Here is a 23537-nt window from a genome sequence, read left to right as displayed (position 1 = left end):
GGCTCCGTCTTCCTCAGTTGCCCGGGGCCGACGGTGCGGCGGCGTCCGGATCGAGATGCTCGGCCATGGCGAGCGGGGTGGGATGGGCGAACAGGTCGGCCAGGCGCACAGGCACACCCAGCGTCTTCTCAATGCGCTGCACGAGCTGTGCGCCGAGCAGCGAATGCCCGCCGCTGTCGAAGAAGTTGGCGTGCGGGCCGAGGTCGGTCCGGCCGAGCGTGCTCTGCCACAGGGCGAGCAGCCGCCCGGCCGTCCCCGACTGCGCCTCGGGCGAGGCCTGCGCCGACCCCGCGGCCGCGCTGCGCTCGGAGCGGCGCTGCTCGGCGAGGCGGGTCAGCGCGAGATGGTCCCGCTTCTCGTTGGCGGTGGTCGGCAGCGACTCCAGCACGACGATCTCCTGGGGCACGGCGGCGGAGGGCAGCAGGGACCGGGCATGGGCGGTCAGCCCGGCGGTGTCCACCTCGGCCACGCCGTCCGTCCCCTCCGCTCCTTCCGCCGGTTCCACGAACGCGACCAGGGCCGCTTCCGGCCCGCCACGGCCCACCACGACCACGGCGACGTCCCGTACGTCCGGACGGTCGAGCAGCACCGTCTCCACCTCGCCCAGTTCGATCCGGTGGCCGCGCAGCTTGATCTGGCGGTCGGTCCGGCCCAGCAGCTCGACGCTGCCGTCGGGCCGCAGCCGGGCCAGGTCGCCGGTGCGGTAGTGGCGCCCGTACGCGGGATGGTCGCGGAAGCGGTCCGCCGTCAGCTCGGGGCGGTTGTGGTAGCCCAGCGCGACGCCCGCCCCGGCGATGCACAGCTCGCCCTGCACACCGACGGGCAGCTCCCGGCCGTCCGGGTCGACGACGAACACCTGGGTGTTGACGATCGGGCGGCCCACCTCCACGCGGACCACCTCGTCCGGCACCGGCCCCGAGGTGGACCAGATGGTCGTCTCGGAGGGGCCGTACACATTGAGCAGTGAGCCGCCCGACGCGGCCAGTGTGCGGGCCAGCGCCGGCGGCAGCGGCTCCCCGCCGCAGACCAGGCGCCGGCCGGCGAGCTGCCCGTCCGCCGCGTCGGCGACGACCCGCCAGGTCGTCGGGGTGGCCTGCACGATGCCGACGTCGTGCGCGACCGCCTCGGCGAGCAGGGCGCGGCCGTCGGTGCGGGCCTCGTCGGAGGCCACGACCAGCCGTCCGCCGCACACCAGCGGCAGGAACAGCTCCAGGGCGGAGATGTCGAAGGCGAAGGTCGTCAGCCACAGCACGGCGTCGTCCGCGGTGACCTTCAGCTCCTCGGTGAAGTGCTGGACCACATTGGCGAGGCTGCGGTGGCTGACCAGGGTGCCCTTCGGCTTCCCCGTCGAGCCGGAGGTGTAGATCAGATAGGCGCAGGAGTCCGGATCGGGGCCGCTCGCCGCGGAGTCCGGGAGCGTGCCGGAGCCGTCGTGTGTGAGCGGCTCCAGCGGAAGCACCCGCGCCCGGACCCCCTCGGGCAGCTCCACCCCCGGCGCCGTGAGCACCGCCTGCGCCCCGGAGTCGTCCAGAACGTACGCCAGGCGCTGCACGGGGTGCTCCGGATCGACGGGCAGATACACCGCTCCGGCCAGCCACACCCCGAGGGCCGCGGCCGCGAGTTCCGGACCCCGGGGCGCGGCGAGCGCGACGATGTCACCAGCCCTCACCCCGGCGTCCGCCAGGACGTCCAGGGTGTGCTCGGCGGCCCGCCACAGCTCGGCGTACGTCGTGCTGCGACCGTTGCCCACGACGGCCGGCGCGGACGGCGTCAGCGCCACCCGCTCCCGCACTGCCGCGAGCACGCTGGGCGGATCCACCGGGCGCGCGGTGTCGTTGCTCGCGGCCAGCACCGCGAGGTCGGAGGGCCCGGCCAGCGGCAGTTCGCCCATCGGCCGGTCCGGCCCGTCCGCGGCCGCGAGCAGCAGCGCCTCGAAGCGTTCGAGCAGCCCCTGTACGTCCGCCCGGTCCAGCACCCGCGTGTAGTACGCGGCCCGGACGGTCACCTTGTCCGCGGAGGACAGGAAGAAGAACTCCAGGTCGAACTTGCTGAAGCCGTTCTCCACCGGGAGCCTGCGGGCCGTGGTGTCGCCAAGGGGGAAGCTCGTACGGCCGTCGTCCGGAACGTAGTTGAACAGATGGCGGAAGACGGTGTTGCGCCAGGAGGCGCCGCCGTCCCTGCGCAGTTCCGGCAGCAGGACGTCGACCGGCACATCGGCGTGGGCGACCGCCCCGAGGAACGCGTCGCGGGCGGTCCGTACCAGGTCGCGGAAGCCGCCGCCGAGGTCGACGGGTATGCGCAGCGGCAGGGTGTTGACGTGGTAGCCGACGGCCCTGGACGCCTCGCGCGCCCGGACGTTGACCGGGGTGCCCACCACCAGGTCGGGACCCGCGCCGTGCCGGGCCAGCAGCAGGCCGTACGCGGCCAGCAGCACCACTGCCTCCGGCGCGCGCAGCTCCTTCTGCAGCCGGCGCAGCACCTCGGTCGCCCGCGGGGACAGGGCGGCCGTGATCTGGTCACCGGTGAGGGTCGGCTCGGGAAGGTCCTCGCTGCCGCACCACAGGGCGAGGCCCGCGGCGTCGGCCCCGGCCAGCTGCCCGCGCCAGTACTCCACGGCGGCCGCCCGGGGAGCGGGCTCCCGGTACGGCGGCTGCGCGGCCAGCAGCTCCGCCGGCGGCGCGGCACCGGTCGCGAGCGCCGTGTACCCGGCGGTGAACTCCTCCAGCAGGACCGCGCCGGAGACTGTGTCGAAGACCAGGTGGTGCACGGCGAGACAGAACGCGTCGCCGTCCGCGCACCTCACCCGCGCGGCCCGCACCAGCGGCCGCCCGTCGATCTCGAAGGGACGCGCGATGAACTCCCCGACGACAGCGGCGACTTCACCCGGCTCCGCCGCCAGCTGCTCGACCTCGACCGGCAGGGTAGCGGGGGCGAGCACCTCCTTGACGAGGCCCCCCTGCTCCTGCCGGAACACCGTGCGCAGCGCCTCGTGCCGGCGCAGCAGCAGATCGACCGTGCCCTGGAGCGCCGGGCCGAGCAGCGGCCCGTCGGCCTGGAGGGCGACGGAGAGGTTGTTGACCCCCTTGACGGGCACCAGCTCGTCCAGGAGCCAGAGGGCGTGCTCCTTGCTGTCGGCCGGGCGGGACCGCACTTCCGTTGCTTCTGGCATTCCAACCGTTCCGTGGGTTCGCGGGAATTCGCGGCGGGGGGCGTACGCACGCGGTTTCTGCGTACGGGACTTGTGCGTACGGGACTCGCGCGTACGGGACTTCTCAGGCGCGCGTGTCCGTGCCGAGCAGCTCGGTCACCGTGCGGGTGACACCGGGGTCGCGCAGCAGGTCGACGTGCGGGACGTCGACGCGCAGTTCCCGGCCCACGGCGATGTCCTGGCCGGCCGCGCGGGAGCCGTTCAGACCGCTCGTGGGTGACGAGGACGTGACGACGACGGCCTCCCGCCACGCAGGCAGCGGGTCGATGTCCGCGGCCGCGATCAGATAGCCGACGAACGACGCGAAGACCGCGGTGATCTCCTCCGTCCGCTTGTCGTCCAGCTCCAGCCGGTCGAAGGCGGGCTTGGCGGTACGCCGGTACACGTCGAGAAGTTCGGCGCCCAGCGCGGCCATCGTGGTGTGCTGCTCGTGGGCCCGCCGCGCCTCGTCCGCCGCCTGCGCGGTCTCCTCGGCGCTCAGCAGGGCGGACATGGAGTCGAGGACCTTGTGGAACTGCGAGTACAGGGTCAGCGGGCCGGACTGCTCGGGGTCGAACAGCACCAGCGCGGGCGCCTGTTCCTGCCGGGCGGCGAGGCGCTGCGCGATCGCGCCCGCGTAGACGCCGCCGACACAGAAGCCGAACACCGCGCGGACCGGGCGGCCGTCGGCCGCCACCTCCTCCAGCCACCGCTCGACGGGGTCGGCGTCGTCGGCACCGGTTCCGGCCTCCTGGGGAATCGTCTCCCAGATAGAGCAGGGCAGCAGATCACCCAGACCCGAGGCCAGATCGGTGAAGCGGCCCTCGGCCCGGCCGGTGGCGTCGAAGTCCACGGCGAGCACGAGCTCGTGCGCGTCCGCGTTGCCGAGAACCCGCCACGTCTGCGGATCGGTCATGGTTCGGGATCCCCCATGGTCTGTGGAAAACACTGCGTTCGGTTCGGTGGAAAACGGTGCACTCGCGTCCGTGGAGAACGGTGAATTCGCGTCCGTGGAATACGGAGAATGCGCGGTCACGCTATCTTCGCCTCCTGGCTCGGATAACCCCTAGCCGACCCCTGCGACCCCCAGCCGCGCGGCCAGCACCTCGGCGACCGCGTCGGTCTGCTCCGAGACGTAGAAGTGACCGCCGTCGAAGACCCGCAGGTCGAACGGGCCGGTGGTGTGCTCCTGCCAGGCCCGGGCCTCTTCCACGGTGGTCTTCGGGTCGTTGTCGCCGGTCAGCGCGACGAGGGGGCAGCCGACGGACGCGCCCGGCGCGCTGCGGTACCGCTCGATCGCCTTGTAGTCGGCCCGCAGGGACGGCAGGAACATCCGGACGATGTCCTCGTCGTCCAGGGCCGCCTGCGCGGTGCCGTCCAGGGCGCGGATCTCCCGCAGCAGCGCGTCGTCGCCCTTGCGGTGCAGGTCCTCGCTGCGGTGCCGGGAGGGGGCCCGGCGCCCCGACACGAACAGGGACACGGGCGTGACGCCCGCCCGCCGCTCCAGCCGTGCGGCCACCTCGAAGGCGACGGACGCGCCCATGCTGTGCCCGAACAGGGCGAGCGGGCGGTCGGTGCCGACGGCCTCGACGACTGCGTCGAACGCGGCGTCGGCCAGCTCGTGCAGATCCTCGAAGGCGGGCTCCCGATGCCGGTCCTGACGGCCGGGATACTGCACGGCCACCACGTCCAGCCGCCCGGCGAGCGCCCGGGACAGCGCGTGGAAGGCCGTGGCCGAACCGCCGGCGTGCGGGAAGCACACCAGGGTGACACCGTCGGCGGGCGCCGGCTGGTAGCGGCGGATCCAGGGGCTCTCGATGGGTGCGGTACGTGTGGGGGTCATGACGCGGTCCTCTTCATCTCCTGGTGCAGGTGCGCGGCGAGCTCCGCTGGCGTGGGGTGGTCGTAGATCAGCGTGGGCGGCAGGTCGAGGCCCGTGACCTTGGTGATCCGGCCGCTCAGCTCGACGGCCGTCAGCGAGGCGAACCCGGCGTCCAGGAAGTCCTGTCCGGCCGGCAGCGCGTGCGGGTCGGCGTGCCCGAGCACCGCGGACGCGGCCGACCGCACCGCCTCCAGCAGCAGCGCCGGCCGCTCGTCCTCGGGCGCCTCGGCCAGGGCCCGCGCCAGGTGCCCGTCGTCCTCATAGGGCTGGGCGTCCTCCGGCGCGTCCGTGGCGGTGGTGGCGCGGCTGTGGTCCCACGCCGAGAGCAGCGACAGCACCGCGTTCAGGGAGTCGGCCTCACGGGCGGAGTCGACGTCGAGCAGCGCGGCCAGAGCACCGACGTCCCGGCTGCCGACAGCACGCCAGAACCGCCGCTCCAGGTCGCTGCCGCCGGCCGGAGCCTGCTGCGGCCCCGACGGCAGCCAGTACGCCGTGCGCTGGAAGGCGTACGTCGGCAGCTCGACCGTCCGGGCGCCGGTCGGCGCGAACACCGCCGCCCAGTCCGGGGACACGCCATGGACGTGCAGTTCGGCGACGGCCGTGGCCAGCGCCCGGGCGTCGGCGCGGTCGCGCCGCTGGACGGGCACCACCAGCGCCTGACCGCCGAGGCACTCCCGGGCCAGCGCGGCCAGCACCGCGTCCGGGCCGACCTCGACGTACGCGGTCACGCCCTCCTTCTCCAGATGCGTCAGCTGATCGGCGAAACGCACCGCCTCCCGCGCGTGCCGCACCCAGTAGCCGGGCTCCTGAAGCAGCCCGTCCGACGCGGTCTCCCCGGTGACGTCGGAGACGACGGGGATACGCGGCGCCCGGTACGACACCTCGCGCGCGACCGCCGCGAACTCGTCGAGCACCGGATCCAGCAGCGGCGAGTGGAAGGCGTGACTGACCCGCAGCCGACGGGTCCTGCGGCCCAGAGCCTTGAAATGCGCGGCGATCTCCTCGACCGCGCCCTCGCGGCCCGACATGACCACGGCCGACGGCCCGTTGACCGCGGCCACACCCACCTCGTGCGTCCGCCCGGCCAGCAGCGGCAGCACCTCGTTCTCGGCCGCCTGCAGCGAGGCCATGGCCCCGTCGGCGGGCAGCGACTGCATCAGCCGGCCGCGGGCCGCCACGAGCCGTGCCGCGTCGGGCAGGTCGAAGACCCCGGCGACATGGGCCGCCGCCAGCTCACCGATCGAGTGCCCCGCCAGCAGCTCCGGCCGCAGCCCCCACGTCTCAAGCAGCCGGAACAGCGCCACCTCGACGGCGAACAGCGCGGGCTGGGCGTACTCGGTGCGGTCCAGCAGCTCCGCCTTAGGGGTGCCGGACTCCGCGAACACCACCTCCGCCAGGGGCCGTTCCAGCAGCGGACCGAACTGCGCGCAGACCTCGTCGAACGCCGCCGCGAACACCTCGGACGAGGCGTACAGCTCCCGGCACATCCCGGGCCGCTGGGTGCCCTGCCCCGAGAACAGGAAGGCGACCTTGTGACCGCCCGCGGTGGCACCCGTCACCACGGACGGCGAGCCCTCGCCACGGGCCAGCGCTTCCAGCGCCGCGAGCCGCTCCGCCGGGTCGTCGCCGAGAACCGCACCCCGGTACGCGAACGTGGACCGGGTCGTGGCCAGCGACAGCCCGACCTGCGCGGCAGTCAGCTCCGGCCGCTCCCGTACGAAGTCCCGCAGCCGGGCGGCCTGGGCGCGCAGGGCCTGCGGACTCCTGCCGGACAGCACCCACGGCAGGGCGACGACCCCGTCCGGCTCGCCCTCCTCGGTCCCGGCCTCGTCCGGCGCGGCATGCTCCAGGACGACATGGGCGTTGGTCCCGCTGATCCCGAAGGACGACACGGCCGCCCGCCGAGCTCGGCCGGTCTCCGGCCACTCGGTGGTCTCCGCCAGCAGCGAGACGGCGCCGGAGTCCCAGTCGACGTGGGTGGAGGGTGTGTCGACGTGGAGGGTCCGGGGGAGGAGGCCGTGGCGCATGGCCATGACCATCTTGATGACGCCGCCGACGCCGGCGGCGGCCTGGGTGTGGCCGATGTTGGACTTCAACGACCCCAGCCACAGTGGCTGTTCGTCGGTGTGGTCCTGGCCGTAGGTGGCCAGCAGCGCCTGGGCCTCGATGGGGTCGCCGAGGGTGGTGCCGGTGCCGTGGGCCTCGACTGCGTCGATGTCCGCACCGGTCAGCCCCGCACTGGACAGGGCCTGGCGGATCACCCGCTGCTGCGCGGGCCCGTTCGGGGCGGTGAGGCCGTTGCTCGCGCCGTCCTGGTTCACCGCGCTGCCCCGCACCACCGCCAGCACCGGGTGGCCGTTGCGCCGGGCGTCCGACAGCCGCTCCAGCAGCACGACGCCCGCGCCCTCGCCCCAGCCCGTGCCGTCCGCGGAGTCCGCGAACGCCTTGCACCGCCCGTCGTGGGCCAGCCCCCGCTGCCGGCTGAACCCGATGAACGTGCCGGGCGTGGTCATCACGGTCACGCCGCCCGCGAGCGCCAGCGAGCACTCGTCGTTGCGCAGCGACTGCGCGGCCAGATGCAGGGCCACCAGCGAGGAGGAACAGGCCGTGTCGACCGTGATGGCCGGGCCTTCCAGACCCAGGTGGTACGCCACCCGGCCAGAGGCGATGCTGCCGGAACTGCCGTTGCCGAGGAACGCCTCCAGCCCCTCCGGCACCTCGGTGACCTGCGTGCCGTAGTCGTGGTACATGATGCCGGCGAAGACGCCCGTACGGCTGCCCCGCAGGGTCCGCGGGTCGATGCCGGCCCGTTCCACGGCCTCCCAGGAGGTCTCCAGGAGCAGGCGCTGCTGCGGGTCCATGGCGAGCGCCTCGCGGGGCGAGATCCCGAAGAACCCCGCGTCGAACTCGGCGGCGTCGTACAGGAATCCGCCTTCCACCGCGTACGTCGTGCCGGGGTGGTCCGGGTCCGGGTGGTACAGCGCCTCCGTGTCCCAGCCGCGGTCGGCCGGGAACCCGGAGATCGCGTCGCCGCCGGAGCGCACCAGCCGCCACAGGTCCTCCGGAGTGCGCACCCCGCCCGGATAACGGCAGGCCATGGCCACGACGGCCACCGCGTCCTCGTCGGGGTCCAGGTCGCTGCGCCGAGCCGGGCCGGCCGCGGTGCCGGGCTCGTCACCGAGGGCCTCGGTGACGAGGTATCGGGCCAGTTCGACCGGGCTCGGGTGGTCGAAGACCAGCGTGGCGGGCAGCCGCAGGCCGGTGGCCGCGGCCAGCCGGTTGCGCAGCTCGATGCCCGTCAGCGAGTCGAACCCCAGTTCCCTGAAGCTGAGTTCGGCCTCGACACCCCCGGCGCCCGCGTACCCCAGGATCCCGGCGGTGTGCTCCCGCACCAGGCCGAGCACCGACGCCATCCGCTCGGCCGGCTCCAACTCGCCCAGCCGGGCGGCCAGGGAACGGCCCTGCGGTTCGGCTCCCTTCCCTGCGGCGGCGCGGCGCACCTGGCGGCGGACCAGCCCGCGCAGCAACGGCGGCACGGGCTCCTCCGCGCCGAGGGAACGCCGCAGCGCCCCGACATCGAGCCGGATCGGCAGCAGATGCGCCTCGCCCGACGCACACCCGGCGTCGAACAGTGCCAGCCCCTCGGCCGCGGAGAGCCCGGACACCCCGTGGCGGGTCATGCGGTGGAGGTCGGTGTGGGTGAGGGTGCCGGTCATGGTGCTGCGGTCTTCCCACAGGCCCCAGCCGAGGGAGAGGGCGGGTTGGCCGTGTGTGCGGCGGTGGTGGGCGAGCGTGTCGAGGAAGGTGTTGGCGGCGGCGTAGGCGGCTTGTCCGGGTCCGCCGAAGGTGGCTGCGGCGGAGGAGAAGAGGATGAAGGCGTCGAGGTGGGGGGTGTGTTGGGTGGTGAGTTCGTGCAGGAGGAGGGCGCCGTCGAGTTTGGGGTTGAGGACGGTGTCGAGGTGGTGGGGGGTGAGGGTGTCGAGGGTGGCGTCGTTCAGGGTGGCAGCGGTGTGGATGACGGCGGTGATGGGGTGGTGGGTGAGGGTGTGGGTGAGGGTGTCGGGGTCGGTGACGTCGCCGGTGACGACGGTTGCGTGGGCGCCGAGCTCTTCGAGTGTGGTGGCGAGGGTGTGGGCGGGGCGTCGGGAGAGGAGGACGAGGTTTCGTACGTGGTGGTGGGTGACGAGGTGGTGGGCGAGGAGTCCGGCGAGGGTGCCGGTGGCGCCGGTGATCAGGGCTGTGCTGTCGGGGCGGAAGACGGGGGCTGCGGCGGGGGCGAGGGTGGTGCGGGCGAGGCGCGGTACGAGGAACCGGCCTTGGCGGACGGCGACCTGGGGCTCACGAGTGGTCAGGGCGCCGCGTATGTCGTGGGTGTGGTTGTCGGTGTCGATGAGGACGAGTCGGTCGGGGTGTTCGGACTGGGCGGAGCGGATCAGGCCCCAGATGGCGGCGTGTTCGAGGTCGGGTGTGTCTTCGGGTGAGGTGACGACGGCGTTGCGGGTGAGCAGTACCAGCCGGGAGTCGGCGAACCGCTCCTCCGCCAGCCACCGCTTGACCAGGTCCAGCACCCAATGCAGTGAGGCGCGTTCACCGGGCGGGCAAGGAGCGACCACGACCTCGGGAGCTGACAGGCCGTCGAGGCCCGCACCGGCGGACAGCCAGACCGGGTCCGGCCCCTCCGCCTGCGCGGCCTCGACGGGCACCCACTCCACGCGGAACAGCGCGTCGCGCAGGCTCGCTGCGGCGGCGGCCTCCGCCGCCCGTCCGGACAGCGGCCGCAGCGCGAGCGAGTCGACGGTCAGGACCGGACTGCCCAGGGCATCCGCCGCGTCGAGCCGTACCTCCTCCTGACCGGTCACGGTCAGCCGCACCCGCAGTACGGTCGCGCCCGTGGCATGCATGCGTACACCTCGCCAGGAGAACGGCATCAGCGCCGCCGCGCCGTCCTCGGCCAGGCTGCTGAGGCCGACGGTCTGCAGGGCGGCGTCGAACAGGGCGGGGTGCAACTCGAATTCCGCCGCGTCCTTGGCCAGGTCCGCCGGCAGGGCGACCTCGGCGAACACCTCGTCACCGCGCCGCCACGCGGCCCGCAGGCCCTGGAACTCCGGGCCGTACTCGAAGCCGCTCTCCCGGAACCGCTCGTAGCGGCCCTCGATGTCCAGCGGCTCGGCCCCGCCCGGCGGCCAGGCCCCGCTGAGGTCCTGCCCGGGGGCGGCGTGGTCCGGGCTCAGGGTGCCGCTCGCGTGGCGCGTCCAGGGCAGGCCGTCCTGCGTCGCGTCGCCGTCCGGCCGCGCGTGCACGGTCAGCGTGCGCCGGCCCGACGCGTCGGCGGCACCGACCCGCACCCGGAGTCGTAGGCCACCGTCCTCGGGCAGCACCAGCGGCGCCTCAAGGGTCAGTTCCTCCAGCAGCGGGCAACCGGCCCTGTCCCCGGCCCGTACGGCCAGTTCGGCCAGCGCGGTGCCGGGCAGCAGGGCCGCGCCCTCGACCCGGTGGCCGCGGATCCACGGCTGGGCGGCGAGCGAGACGCGGCTGGTGAACAGCAGCTCGTCGCCGTCCGCGCTCTCAAGTACGGCACCCAGCAGCGGATGGTCCACCGACTCCAGGCCGAGCGAGCGTACGTCCCCGGACGCACCGGAGGGGGCCTTCGGCCAGTAGCGCTGCCTCTGGAAGGGGTAGGTCGGCAGATCCACCCGACGGGCACCGCTGCCGGCGAACAACGCCGCCCAGTCGACCCGGGCTCCGCGGGCGAACACCGTCGCCACCGCCTCTACTACCGACTCCGGTTCGGCGCGGTCCCGGCGCAGCGCGGCGGCGAACGCCACGGCGTCGCCGGGCAGGCAGTCCTGGCCCATGCCGGAGAGCACCCCGCCGGGGCCGAGTTCCAGGCAGCTGCCGACGCCCAGTTCGCCCAACGTCCGCACGCCGTCGGCGAACCGCACGGCCTGCCGCACATGGCGCACCCAGTAGTCCGGGTCGGTCAGCTCCTCCGCGGTCGCCGTACGGCCGGTCACGTCGGAGACGACCGGGATCAGCGGATCGCTGTACCGCAGCGAGCGCGCGACGGCCCGGAAGTCGCCGAGCATGGCGTCCATGCGGGGCGAGTGGAAGGCATGGCTGACATTGAGCCGCTTGGTGCGCCGGCCCCGCTCGGCGAGTTCGGCGGCCACCGCGAGCACCGTCTCCTCGTCGCCCGACACGACGACGGACCGCGGGCCGTTGACGGCGGCGACGGACACCCGTTCCGTGCGTCCGGCCAGCACCTCCATGACCTCGTCCTCGGTGGCGCGTAGGGACACCATCGCCCCGCCCGCCGGCAGCTCCTGCATCAGCCGGCCGCGGGCGGCCACCAGCGCGCAGGCGTCCGGCAGGCTCAGCACCCCCGCCACATGGGCCGCCGCCAGCTCGCCGACGGAGTGGCCCAGCAGCGCGGCGGGACGCAGGCCCCAGGCCTCGACCAGCCGGAACAGCGCGACCTCGACGGCGAACAGCCCTGCCTGGGTGTACTGCGTCCGATCCAGGAACTCCGCCTCGGGTGTGCCCGGCTCGGCGAACACCACCTCACGCAGCGGACGGTCGAGGTGCGGGTCCAGGGCGGCGCAGACCTCGTCGAAGGCGGCGGCGAACACCGGGTGGGCGGCGTGGAGTTCACGTCCCATGCCCGGGTACTGGCTGCCCTGCCCGGTGAAGAGGAAGGCCGTCCGGGCGGCGCGGTGACCCGCGCCCGTCACCAGCCCCGGAGCTGCGTCCCTGCCCTCGGCGAGCGCCGTCAGCGCCGCGTCGAGCCCGCCGGGACCGTTGTTGTGCAGCACCGCGCGGTGCTCGAAGACCGAACGCCCTGTGGCCAGCGAGAAGCCGACATCGACGGGGTCCGCGTGGACGAACTCCCTTAGCTGTGCGGCCTGTTCACGCAACGCGTCCGCCGACCGGGCGGACAGCACCCACGGCACGACCGGCATCCCGGCCCCGCGCTCCGGCGCGTCCTCGGCGGACTCGTCCTCCGGGGCCTCCTCCAGGACGGCGTGCGTGTTCGTGCCGCTCACGCCGAAGGACGACACGGCCGCACGGCGCGGCCGGTCGGCGGTCGGCCAGGGCCGCTCCTCGGTCAGCAGCGAGACGGCGCCGGAGTCCCAGTCGACGTGGGTGGAGGGTGTGTCGACGTGGAGGGTCCGGGGGAGGAGGCCGTGGCGCATGGCCATGACCATCTTGATGACGCCGCCGACGCCGGCGGCGGCCTGGGTGTGGCCGATGTTGGACTTCAACGACCCCAGCCACAGTGGCTGTTCGTCGGTGTGGTCCTGGCCGTAGGTGGCCAGCAGCGCCTGGGCCTCGATGGGGTCGCCGAGGGTGGTGCCGGTGCCGTGTGCCTCGACTGCGTCGACGTCCGCCCCGGTCAGTCCGGCGGCGACCAGCGCGTCCCGGATCACCCGCTCCTGGGCGGGACCGTTGGGGGCGGTCAGGCCGTTGCTGGCGCCGTCCTGGTTGGCCGCCGTGGAGCGGACCACCGCGAGCACCGGGTGGCCGTTGCGGCGCGCGTCCGACAGCCGCTCCAGCAGCAGCAGACCCGCGCCCTCCGACAGGCTGGTCCCGTCGGCGCTGTCCGCGAACGCCTTGCAGCGTCCGTCCGGGGCCAGCCCGTGCCCCTGCCCCCGGCTGAACTCGTCGAACAGCGTCGGCGTCGACATCACCGCCACACCACCGGCGAGCGCCAGCGAGCACTCGCCGTTGCGCAGCGACTGCACCGCCAGATGCAGCGCGATCAACGAGGACGAGCAGGCGGTGTCGACCGTTACCGCGGGCCCCTCCAGGCCGAGCGTGTAGGCCACCCGGCCGGAGGCGACGCTGCCCGCGCTGCCGTTGTAGACATAGCCCTCGACGGCGTCCGGCGACGCGTCGACCAGCGTGCCGTAGTCGTGGTACATGACGCCGGCGAAGACGCCCGTACGGCTGCCCCGCAGGGTCCTCGGGTCGATGCCGGCCCCCTCCACGGCCTTCCAGGAGGTCTCCAGGAGCAGGCGCTGCTGCGGGTCCATGGCGAGGGCCTCGCGGGGCGAGATGCCGAAGAAGGCCGGGTCGAAGTCGGCGGCGTCGTACAGGAATCCGCCGTGGTCGTAGAGCCCGTCCAGCTGCCAGCCGCGGTCCGTGGGGAACTCCGACACCGCGTCCTCGCCCGCGGTCACCAGCCGCCACAGGTCCTCCGGGGTGCGTACGCCGCCCGGGTAGCGGCAGCTCATCGCGACGGTCGCGATCGGCTCCCGGCCGCGCTCGGTGAGCTTACGGTTGTGCTGCCGCAGCCGCTCGGTCTCCTTCAGGGACGCCCGTAGGGCGGCGACGACCTTGTCGTTGGGGTTGCTCATGGGTGTCACTCACGCTCCGCGTCGGATCCGGCGCTGTCGCCGTCGAAAGCAAGGTTGATGAGGAGGTCGACGTCCATCTCGTCGATGGCGTCGATGGCGTGCACGGTGTCCTGGGCGGTCCCGCGGGGCGCCTCCACAGCCGCCACGGCGGTCTGCGCGGTCTCCTGCGGGAACAGCTTCCGCTCCACGAAGCGGGCGATCGCCTGCGGAGTCGGCTGGTCGAAGACCAGCGTGGCCGGCAGCCGCAGCCCGGTGGCCGTGTTGAGCCGGTTGCGCAGCTCGACCGCAGTCAGCGAGTCGAACCCGATGTCCTTGAAGGCGCGGTCCGGTTCGATCGCGGCCGTCGACGCGTGGCCCAGCACGGCCGCCACCTGCGCGACGACCAGGTCCTCCAGCGCCTGCGCCCGCTGCTCCCCGGACACCCGGGCGAGCCGCTCGGCGAGCGACAACTCCGCAGGCCGTCGCAAGCCGGCCTCCGTCGTACTACGACGCACCCGACGCTGGGCCAGACCCCGCAGCAGCGCCGGAAGACTGTCGTCGTCGGCCCGCCGCCGCAGCGCCCCGACATCGAGCCGGATCGGCAGCAGATGCGCCTCGCCCGACGCACACCCGGCGTCGAACAGTGCCAGCCCCTCGGCCGCGGAGAGCCCGGACACCCCGTGGCGGGTCATGCGGTGGAGGTCGGTGTGGGTGAGGGTGCCGGTCATGGTGCTGCGGTCTTCCCACAGGCCCCAGCCGAGGGAGAGGGCGGGTTGGCCGTGTGTGCGGCGGTGGTGGGCGAGCGTGTCGAGGAAGGTGTTGGCGGCGGCGTAGGCGGCTTGTCCGGGTCCGCCGAAGGTGGCTGCGGCGGAGGAGAAGAGGATGAAGGCGTCGAGGTGGGGGGTGTGTTGGGTGGTGAGTTCGTGCAGGAGGAGGGCGCCGTCGAGTTTGGGGTTGAGGACGGTGTCGAGGTGGTGGGGGGTGAGGGTGTCGAGGGTGGCGTCGTTCAGGGTGGCAGCGGTGTGGATGACGGCGGTGATGGGGTGGTGGGTGAGGGTGTGGGTGAGGGTGTCGGGGTCGGTGACGTCGCCGGTGACGACGGTTGCGTGGGCGCCGAGCTCTTCGAGTGTGGTGGCGAGGGTGTGGGCGGGGCGTCGGGAGAGGAGGACGAGGTTTCGTACGTGGTGGTGGGTGACGAGGTGGTGGGCGAGGAGTCCGGCGAGGGTGCCGGTGGCGCCGGTGATCAGGGCTGTGCTGTCGGGGCGGAAGACGGGGGCTGCGGCGGGGGCGAGGGTGGTGCGGGCGAGGCGCGGTACGAGGAACCGGCCTTGGCGGACGGCGACCTGGGGCTCACGAGTGGTCAGGGCGCCGCGTATGTCGTGGGTGTGGTTGTCGGTGTCGATGAGGACGAGTCGGTCGGGGTGTTCGGACTGGGCGGAGCGGATCAGGCCCCAGATGGCGGCGTGTTCGAGGTCGGGTGTGTCTTCGGGTGAGGTGACGACGGCGTTGCGGGTGAGCAGTACCAGCCGGGAGTCGGCGAACCGCTCCTCCGCCAGCCACCGCTTGACCAGGTCCAGCACCTCGTACAGCACCTCATGGACGCGCGCGGCGAGCTTGTCGGTGCCGTCCTGCTGAGGCGCGTACGGCACGACCACCACGTCCGGGACGACGTCCAGCGTGGCCACGGAGTCCAGCTCGTCGGCCGCGAAGACCGTCGCACCGGTCTCCTCCAGCGTCCGTCCCACCCGCAGCGGGTCGGGCCCGACGACAGCCCAGCGCCGCATCTCGACGGGGGAGAGCCCCGCGGAGGCCGGCCCCCAGTCCATGCGGAACAGGCTGTCGTTCGCGGAGGAACCGGCCGCCTCCAACTGCGCGGTGACCACCGGCCGTACGACCAGCGACTCGGCCGTGGCGACCGGCACGCCGGCCGGGTCCGCCACGGTGACCGACACGGTGTCCTCGGCGTCCCCGAGCGGAGCCACGCGCACCCGCAGCGCGGCGGCGCCCGCCGCGTGCAGGGTCGCCCCGCTCCACGAGAACGGCAGCCGCGCCCGGCCCTCGCCCGCCGCGGGCAGCACGCCCAGACCCAGCGCGTGCAGGGCCGCGTCCATCAGCGCCGGGTGGATGCCGTACTCCGCGGCCTCGGCGGACTCCTCCTCCGGCAACGCGACCTCGGCGAACACCTCGTCGCCGCGCCGCCACGCCGCCCGCAGGCCGTGGAAGGCAGGGCCGTACCCGTAGCCCTGCTCGGCCAGCCGGTCGTAGTAGCCCTCGGTCTCCACCGGCTCGGCCCCGGCGGGCGGCCACGTGGTCAGGTCGATGTCCGGCCTCGGGCACTGCTCCACGGGGACCAGGGTGCCGGTGGCGTGCCGGGTCCACGGCTCGTCGCTGCCGGCGTCCTGCGCGCGTGAGTGGAGAGTCAGCTCGCGCCGCTCCGAGTCGTCAGGTGCGCCCACGTTCAACTGCACGTCCACACCGCCCCGTTCGGGAAGGATCAGGGGTGCTTCGAGGGTGAGTTCCTCTACGGCGCCGCAGTCGACGTGGTGGCCGGCCTGGAGGGCGAGTTCGAGGAACCCGGTGCCGGGGAGCAGCACGGTTCCGGACACGGCGTGGTCGGCCAGCCAGGGGTGGCTCCGCAACGACAGCCGCCCGGTGAACAGGTGCGTGTCCGTGCCGGCCAGCTCCACGGCAGCCCCCAGCAGCGGGTGACCGGCGGCCGCCAGGCCCGCGCCGGAGAGGTTCGTCCGGCTGTCGGTGGGGTTGATCCAGTAGCGCTGGTGTTGGAAGGGGTAGGTGGGGAGGTCGGTGACGTGGTTTCCCTTGCCGATGGGCCAATTGATGGGGTGGCCGTGGGTGTGGAGGTGTGCTGCTGAGGTGAGGAGGCGGGTGAGGGTGCCTTCGTTTCGGCGGAGGGTGCCGGTGATGGTTTCCGTGCCTGCGACTTCCTCGATGCTGTAGGTGAGGACGGGGTGGGCGCTGGACTCGATGTAGGTGGTGTGGCCAGCCTCTGTGAGCTGCTGGATCGCGGTGTGGAAGTGGACGGTCCGGCGGAGGTTGCGGTACCAGTAGCCGGCGTCGAGGTCCGAGGTGTTCAGGAAGCCGGGTTCTACGGTGGAGAAGAAGGGGATCTCTGCCGGGCGCGGCTGGATTCCCGAGAGCGCACGGGCCAGTTGAGCCTCGATGGTTTCGACGTGTGCGGAGTGTGAGGCGTAGTCGACGGGAATGAGCCGGGCCCGGATGTCCTTGCTCTGAAGGTCCGCGACCAGGGTTTCGACGGCGTCCTTGTCGCCGGAGACGACAGTCGTATGAGGGCCGTTGATCGCGGCGATGCCGACGCCGCTGGGCAGGTGCTCTTCGATCACGCGGGCGGGCTGGGGAATGGAGGCCATCGTGCCCAGCCCGGCGAGGTGTTCACCGATGATCCGTGCACGTACGGCGACGACCTTCGCCGCGTCCTCCAGGGACAGCGCACCCGCCACAGCCGCAGCCGCGATCTCGCCCTGTGAGTGGCCGACGACCGCATCCGGACGGACGCCCAGCTGCTGCCAGGTCGCGGCGAGGGACACCATCACCGCCCACGTCACAGGCTGAATGACGTCCACACGGTCCAACTCCGTGCCGGAGCGCAGCACCTCCCTCAGCGACCAGTCGACGTAAGGCGCGAGCGCCTCCTCACAGCGAGCCATCGACTCCGCGAACACGGGCACGGTGTCGAGGAGTTCGGCGCCCATACCGGCCCACTGCGTCCCCTGCCCCGGGAACACGAACACGGTCTTGCCGACGGTCTTGGCCTGGCCTTGAACCAGATGAGTGTGAGGCTGCCCGGTGGCGAGCGCATCGAGCGCGGCGGCGACGCCATCAGGAGCTTCGGCAAGGACAACCGCACGGTGCTCGAACAGAGCCCGCCCGTTGATGAGCGTGTCGGCGACAGCGGCGGTGTCCAACTCGGGCCGCCCATCGACGTATTCACCCAGCCGCCGTGCCTGGTCGCGCAGCGCCTCCGAGTTCCGGGCGGAGATCACCCACGGCACGACGCCCGGAGACTCCGACACCGACACCGGCTCGTCATCCGGCGCCTGCTCCAGCACAGCGTGCGTATTCGTGCCGCTGATGCCGAACGACGAGACACCCGCCCGGCGCGGCTGTCCCGTGCTGGGCCAGGCCGTCTCCTCGGTCAGCAGGGCGACGGCTCCGGCTGACCAGTCGACCTTCGGCGTGGGCTCGCCGACGTGCAGCGTCCTCGGCAGAACGCCGTGTTGCAGCGCCATGACCATCTTGATGAGGCCCGCGACACCCGAAGCGGCCTGGGTGTGGCCGATGTTGGACTTCACCGAACCCAGCCACAGGGGCCGGTCGGCCGGGCGGTCATGGCCGTACGTGGCGATCAGTGCCTGTGCCTCGATGGGGTCGCCCAGCTTGGTGCCGGTGCCGTGCGCCTCGACCGCATCCATCTGGTCAGGGGCGAGACCCGCGTTGGCGAGGGCCTGCCGGATCACCCGCTGCTGGGAGGGGCCGTTGGGGGCGGTGAGGCCGTTGCTGGCGCCGTCCTGGTTCATCGCCGTACCGCGGACGACGGCAAGGACGCGGTGTCCGTTGCGGCGCGCGTCCGACAGCCGCTCCAGAAGCAGCATGCCCACGCCCTCGGACATGCCCATGCCGTCGGCGTCGGCCGAGAAGGCCCGGCACCGGCCGTCCACGGACAGGCCGCGCTGCCGGCTGAACTCGGTGAAGGAGGTGGGCTCCGCCATCACGGACACACCGCCGGCCAGCGCCAGCGTGGACTCGCCCTGCCGCAGCGACTGCGCCGCGAGATGGAGGGCGACCAGCGACGACGAGCAGCCCGTGTCCAAGGTCACCGCCGCGCCCTCCAGGCCGAGGACGTACGACACGCGGCCCGAGGCGATACTCGCGGTGTTGCCCGTACCGAGGTAGCCCTCGATCTCCTCCGGGGTCTCGCCGAGGCGCGAGCCGTAGTCGTGGTAGCTGACGCCCGCGAACACGGACGTACGACTGCCCCGCAGGGACTGGGGATTGATGCCGGCCCGTTCGAAGGCCTCCCAGGACGTCTCAAGCAGCAGGCGCTGCTGCGGGTCCATCGCCAGGGCCTCGCGGGGCGAGATGCCGAAGAACGCCGGGTCGAAGTCGGCGGCGTCGTACAGGAATCCGCCGTGCCGGGTGTACGACTTGCCGCGCTGCTCCGGGTCCGGGTCGTACAGCGCGTCGAGGTCCCAGCCGCGGTCGGTCGGGAGGCCGGAGATCACGTCGCCGCCTCGCAGCAGGAGTTCCCACAGCTCCTCGGGCGAGCGCACGCCGCCCGGGAAGCGGCACCCCATGCCGATGATGACGATCGGGTCGTCGTCGGCGGCCGGCAGGGCCGGCGGCGCCGCGGCGGTCCCGGCCAGCGCGGTGTCCGGCAGCGCGCCGAAGAACTCGTCCCGCAGATGGGCGGCGAGTACACCGGGGGAGGGGTAGTCGAAGACGAGTGTCGTCGGCAGCCGCAGCCCGGTGGCCGTGTTGAGCCGGTTGCGCAGCTCGACCGCGGTCAGCGAGTCGAAGCCCAGATCGCGGAACGCCCGCCCCGGCTCGACCGCCTCACCGGAGGCATGACCGAGGACCGAAGCCGCCTGGTCGCGCACCAGCTCCAGCAGCACCCGGTCCCGCTCCTCGGCCGCGAGACCCTCCAGCCGGTCGCGCAGCGGCGACGACGGAGCGCTCGGCGCGTCCGCGCTCGACGCGGTTCCGGCGGACGACGTGGCCGCCTCGATCTCGCGCTGCGCCTCGGGAACACCCGCGAGAAGCGGGCGAGGCCCCGCCGAGGTGAAGACAGGGACGAACCGCTCCCAGTCCACCTCGGCCACGGCCACGAACGTCTCGTCGTGCGCGAGGATCTGGCGCATCGCGGCGAAAGCCGTGTCCGGGTCGAGGAACGGCAGGCCCCGGGCCTGCAGCTGCTCCGGCTTGACGCCCTCCGGCAGCCGCTCCGGGTCCCAGACGTTCCACACGCCCCACGCGATGGAACTGGCCTTCAGACCGCGGGCACGGCGCTGCTCCGCGAGCGCGTCCAGATGGGCGTTGGCGGCGGCATAGGCACCGTGGTCACCGCTGCCCCAGACACCGGCGATGGAGGAGAACAGCACGAACGCGTCGAGGTCGGCGCCGCCCAGCAGCTCGTCCAGGTGAGCGGCGCCCGCCACCTTCGCCGCCAGCACGTCCGCGAACTCGTCGAGCCCCGACTCCGCCAGCGACGCCAACTCGATGAACGCCGCCGCGTGTACGACCGTACGCAGGGACTCCCCGTCGGCCTTCAGCTGCTCCAGCACACCCGCGAGGGCCTCGCGGTCGGCGGCGTCGCACGCGGCCACCGTGAGACGGACCCCCTCGGCGGCGAGTTCCGTCGCCAGCTCGGCCATGCCCGGAGCGGACGGGCCGCGCCTGCTGGTCAGCACCACATGCTCGGCCCCGTTTGAGGCGAGCCACCGCGCGATGTGCGGGCCGAGCGCTCCCGTCCCGCCGGTCACCAGCGCCGTGCCACTGGTCCGCCAGCCGGGCGCCGCCTGCTGGGGCGTCCGCACGTCCAGTGGGTCGCGCACCAGGCGCCGGGCGAAGACGCCCGAGCTGCGGACCGCTACCTGGTCCTCGCCCGCCGGCCCGGCCAGCACCGCGCACAGGCGCGCCCGGGCCCGGTCGTCCAGCTCGCGCGGCAGATCGACGAGGCCGCCCCAGCGCTCGGGCTGCTCCAGCGCGACGACCCGGCCCAGGCCCCAGACCTGCGCCTGCGCCGGGCTGGTCACGGCGTCGGACGCCCCGACCGCCACCGCCCCGCACGTGCCGAACCACACCGGCACCTCAAGGCGCGCGTCACCGAGCGCCTGAACCAGAGCGAGCGTCCCTGCCGCACCGGCCGTCATGGCGGGATGCGCGGGGTGGGGGCTCTCGTCGAGCGCCAGGAAGGACAGCACGCCGGCGAGCGGAGAGTCCTGCGCGGACAGCTTCTCGCCGATGAGATCGACGTACGTCCCCCGGGCGGCCCCGGAGGCGTTCAGCTCCAGCGGCACGACCTGCGCGCCGTGCCGCGCCAGCCCCTCCGCCGCCGTACGGACAACGTCGTCGGTGGACCGCCCCTCCGGGAACACCACGAGCCAGGTCCCCCCGAGCCTGGTCGTGGCACCCCCGTCGGCCACCGGCTTCCAGCTGATGCCGTACCGCCAGTCGTTCACCGTGCCCTCGCGCCTGCGCTCCTGCCGCCAGGACGCGAGCGCGGGCAGCACCGTGCTGAGCGAGGCGTCGTCGGGCACGGCGAGCGTGTCGGCGAGCGACTCCCAGTCCTCGTTTTCCACCGCCTCCCAGAAACGCGTGTCGACGATGTCGGTCGCCGGGACGGGGGCGTGCGCCGCCGTGATCTCCGGTACGTCGATCCAGTAGCGCTGGTGTTGGAAGGGGTAGGTGGGGAGGTCGGTGACGTGGTTTCCCTTGCCGATGGGCCAATTGATGGGGTGGCCGTGGGTGTGGAGGTGTGCTGCTGAGGTGAGGAGGCGGGTGAGGGTGCCTTCGTTTCGGCGGAGGGTGCCGGTGATGGTTTCCGTGCCTGCGACTTCCTCGATGCTGTAGGTGAGGACGGGGTGGGCGCTGGACTCGATGTAGGTGGTGTGGCCAGCCTCTGTGAGCTGCTGGATCGCGGTGTGGAAGTGGACGGTCCGGCGGAGGTTGCGGTACCAGTAGCCGGCGTCGAGGTCCGAGGTGTTCAGGAAGCCGGGTTCTACGGTGGAGAAGAAGGGGATCTCTGCCGGGCGCGGCTGGATTCCCGAGAGCGCACGGGCCAGTTGAGCCTCGATGGTTTCGACGTGTGCGGAGTGTGAGGCGTAGTCGACGGGAATGAGCCGGGCCCGGATGTCCTTGCTCTGAAGGTCCGCGACCAGGGTTTCGACGGCGTCCTTGTCGCCGGAGACGACAGTCGTATGAGGGCCGTTGATCGCGGCGATGCCGACGCCGCTGGGCAGGTGCTCTTCGATCACGCGGGCGGGCTGGGGAATGGAGGCCATCGTGCCCAGCCCGGCGAGGTGTTCACCGATGATCCGTGCACGTACGGCGACGACCTTCGCCGCGTCCTCCAGGGACAGCGCACCCGCCACAGCCGCAGCCGCGATCTCGCCCTGTGAGTGGCCGACGACCGCATCCGGACGGACGCCCAGCTGCTGCCAGGTCGCGGCGAGGGACACCATCACCGCCCACGTCACAGGCTGAATGACGTCCACACGGTCCAACTCCGTGCCGGAGCGCAGCACCTCCCTCAGCGACCAGTCGACGTAAGGCGCGAGCGCCTCCTCACAGCGAGCCATCGACTCCGCGAACACGGGCACGGTGTCGAGGAGTTCGGCGCCCATACCGGCCCACTGCGTCCCCTGCCCCGGGAACACGAACACGGTCTTGCCGGTCTCGTCCGGCGCGACGCCCTGGACGACGTGCGGCGAGGGTTCGCCATGGGCAAGGGCGTCGAGGGCCTTGAGGAGTTCGCCGGTGCTGCTGCCCAGGGCGACCGCGCGGTGCTCGAACGCGGAGCGGGTCGTGGCCAGCGCGTGGGCGACCTCCGCCGTGTCGAGGTCGGGCCGCTGATCGACGAATTCACGCAGCTGTCGTGCCTGAGCACGCAGCGCCTCCGCGGTCCGGGCGGAGATCACCCACGGTACGACGCCCGCCGGTGCGACGTCGTCCTGTTCCTCGTCCGCCTCGACGGGCGGAGCCTCCTCCAGCACGGCATGGGCGTTGGTGCCGCTGATGCCGAAGGAGGAGATGCCGACACGGCGCGGCCGGTCGAGCGTCGGCCACTGCACGTCCTCCGTGAGCAGCGAGACGGCCCCGGCCTCCCAGTCGATACGGGAGGACGGCTCGTCCACGTGCAAGGTTCGGGGCAGCAGGCCCCGGTTGAGGGCCATGACCATCTTGATGATCGAGGCGGCCCCGGCGGCGGCCTGGGTGTGGCCGATGTTGGACTTCACCGAACCCAGCCACAGGGGCCGGTCGGCCGGGCGGTCATGGCCGTACGTGGCGATCAGTGCCTGCGCCTCGATGGGATCGCCCAGCTTGGTGCCGGTGCCGTGCGCCTCGACCACGTCGACCTGGTCGGGCGTCAGACGGGCGGCGGCCAGCGCCTGGCGGATCACCCGCTCCTGCGAGGGGCCGTTGGGGGCGGTGAGGCCGTTGCTGGCGCCGTCCTGGTTGATGGCGCTGCCGCGGATCACGGCGAGCACCCGGTGCCCGTTGCGGCGCGCGTCCGACAGCCGCTCCACCAGCAGCATGCCGATGCCCTCGGACAGCGCCGTGCCGTCCGCGCCCGACGCGAAGGCTTTGACGCGGGCGTCCGGCGCCAGCCCCCGCTGCCGGCTGAACTCGATGAACGACGCCGGCGAGGACATCACGGAGATGCCCCCGGCCAGCGCCATCGAGCAGTCGCCCTGCCGCAGCGCGTGGCAGGCCAGATGCAGCGCCACCAGCGACGAGGAGCAGGCCGTGTCGACGGTGACGGCCGGGCCCTCCAGACCGAGGGTGTACGCCACCCGGCCGGACACCACACTCGGCGTGTTGCCGATACCGAGGTGCCCCTCCAGCTCGGCAGGCACCTCGGGCAACCGGGTCGCGTAGTCCTGGTAGTTGCTGCCGACGAAGACCCCGGCCTTGCTGCCGCGCAGCGACTGCGGGTCGATGCCGGCCAGCTCCACGGCCTCCCAGGAGGTCTCCAGGAGCAGGCGCTGCTGCGGGTCCATGGCGAGGGCCTCGCGGGGCGAGATCCCGAAGAACGCCGGGTCGAAGTCGGCGGCGTCGTACAGGAATCCGCCCTCCCGCACATAGGACGTGCCGGAACGCTCCGGGTCGGAGTCGTACAGCGTGTCCAGGTCCCAGCCTCGGTTGTCGGGGAACGCGGAGATCGCGTCGCGGCCCTCGGCGACGACCTGCCAGAGGTCCTCCGGGGAACGGACGTCACCCGGGAAACGGCAGCTCATACCGATGATGGCGATCGGCTCGTGGTCCTTGGCCTCGGCCTCGTTGAGCCGGCGGCGGGTCTGGCGCAGGTCGTTGACGACCCGCTTCAGGTAGTCGCGGAGCTTGTCCTCGGTCATGTTCTGGGCAGCCTCGGAGG

3 protein-coding genes and 2 pseudogenes are annotated in these 23537 nt (G+C 72.9%); all 5 read right to left on the bottom strand.

The window, feature by feature from the left end; all coding sequences use genetic code 11:
* Positions 1 to 13: 13 nt before the first annotated feature.
* A complete protein-coding gene (locus FBY35_RS07030; protein WP_142212949.1) occupies positions 14 to 3169 on the bottom strand; it encodes a non-ribosomal peptide synthetase in 3156 nt (1051 codons plus the stop codon).
* Between the two features lie 103 nt (positions 3170 to 3272).
* Complete coding sequence (locus FBY35_RS07025) at positions 3273 to 4103, bottom strand: hypothetical protein (RefSeq protein ID WP_142212948.1); 831 nt, start codon at positions 4101 to 4103, stop codon at positions 3273 to 3275.
* A gap of 150 nt (positions 4104 to 4253) precedes the next feature.
* Positions 4254 to 5030 (bottom strand): thioesterase II family protein, encoded by a 777-nt coding sequence (locus FBY35_RS07020; RefSeq protein WP_142212947.1) that lies wholly within the window; start codon positions 5028 to 5030, stop codon positions 4254 to 4256.
* Positions 5027 to 5449 (bottom strand): annotated as a pseudogene (locus FBY35_RS37980) (acyl carrier protein); the annotation flags it as partial. The pseudogene FBY35_RS37980 and the gene FBY35_RS07020, both read right to left, overlap by 4 nt.
* Before the next feature lie 99 nt (positions 5450 to 5548).
* A pseudogene (locus FBY35_RS37975) lies at positions 5549 to 23517 on the bottom strand (SDR family NAD(P)-dependent oxidoreductase); the annotation flags it as partial.
* Positions 23518 to 23537 lie beyond the last annotated feature (20 nt).

Source organism: Streptomyces sp. SLBN-118, from assembly GCF_006715635.1.
GTDB lineage: Bacteria > Actinomycetota > Actinomycetes > Streptomycetales > Streptomycetaceae > Streptomyces.
Note: the sequence above shows the minus strand (reverse complement) of the source record. Positions and strands in the feature narration are given on the sequence as shown.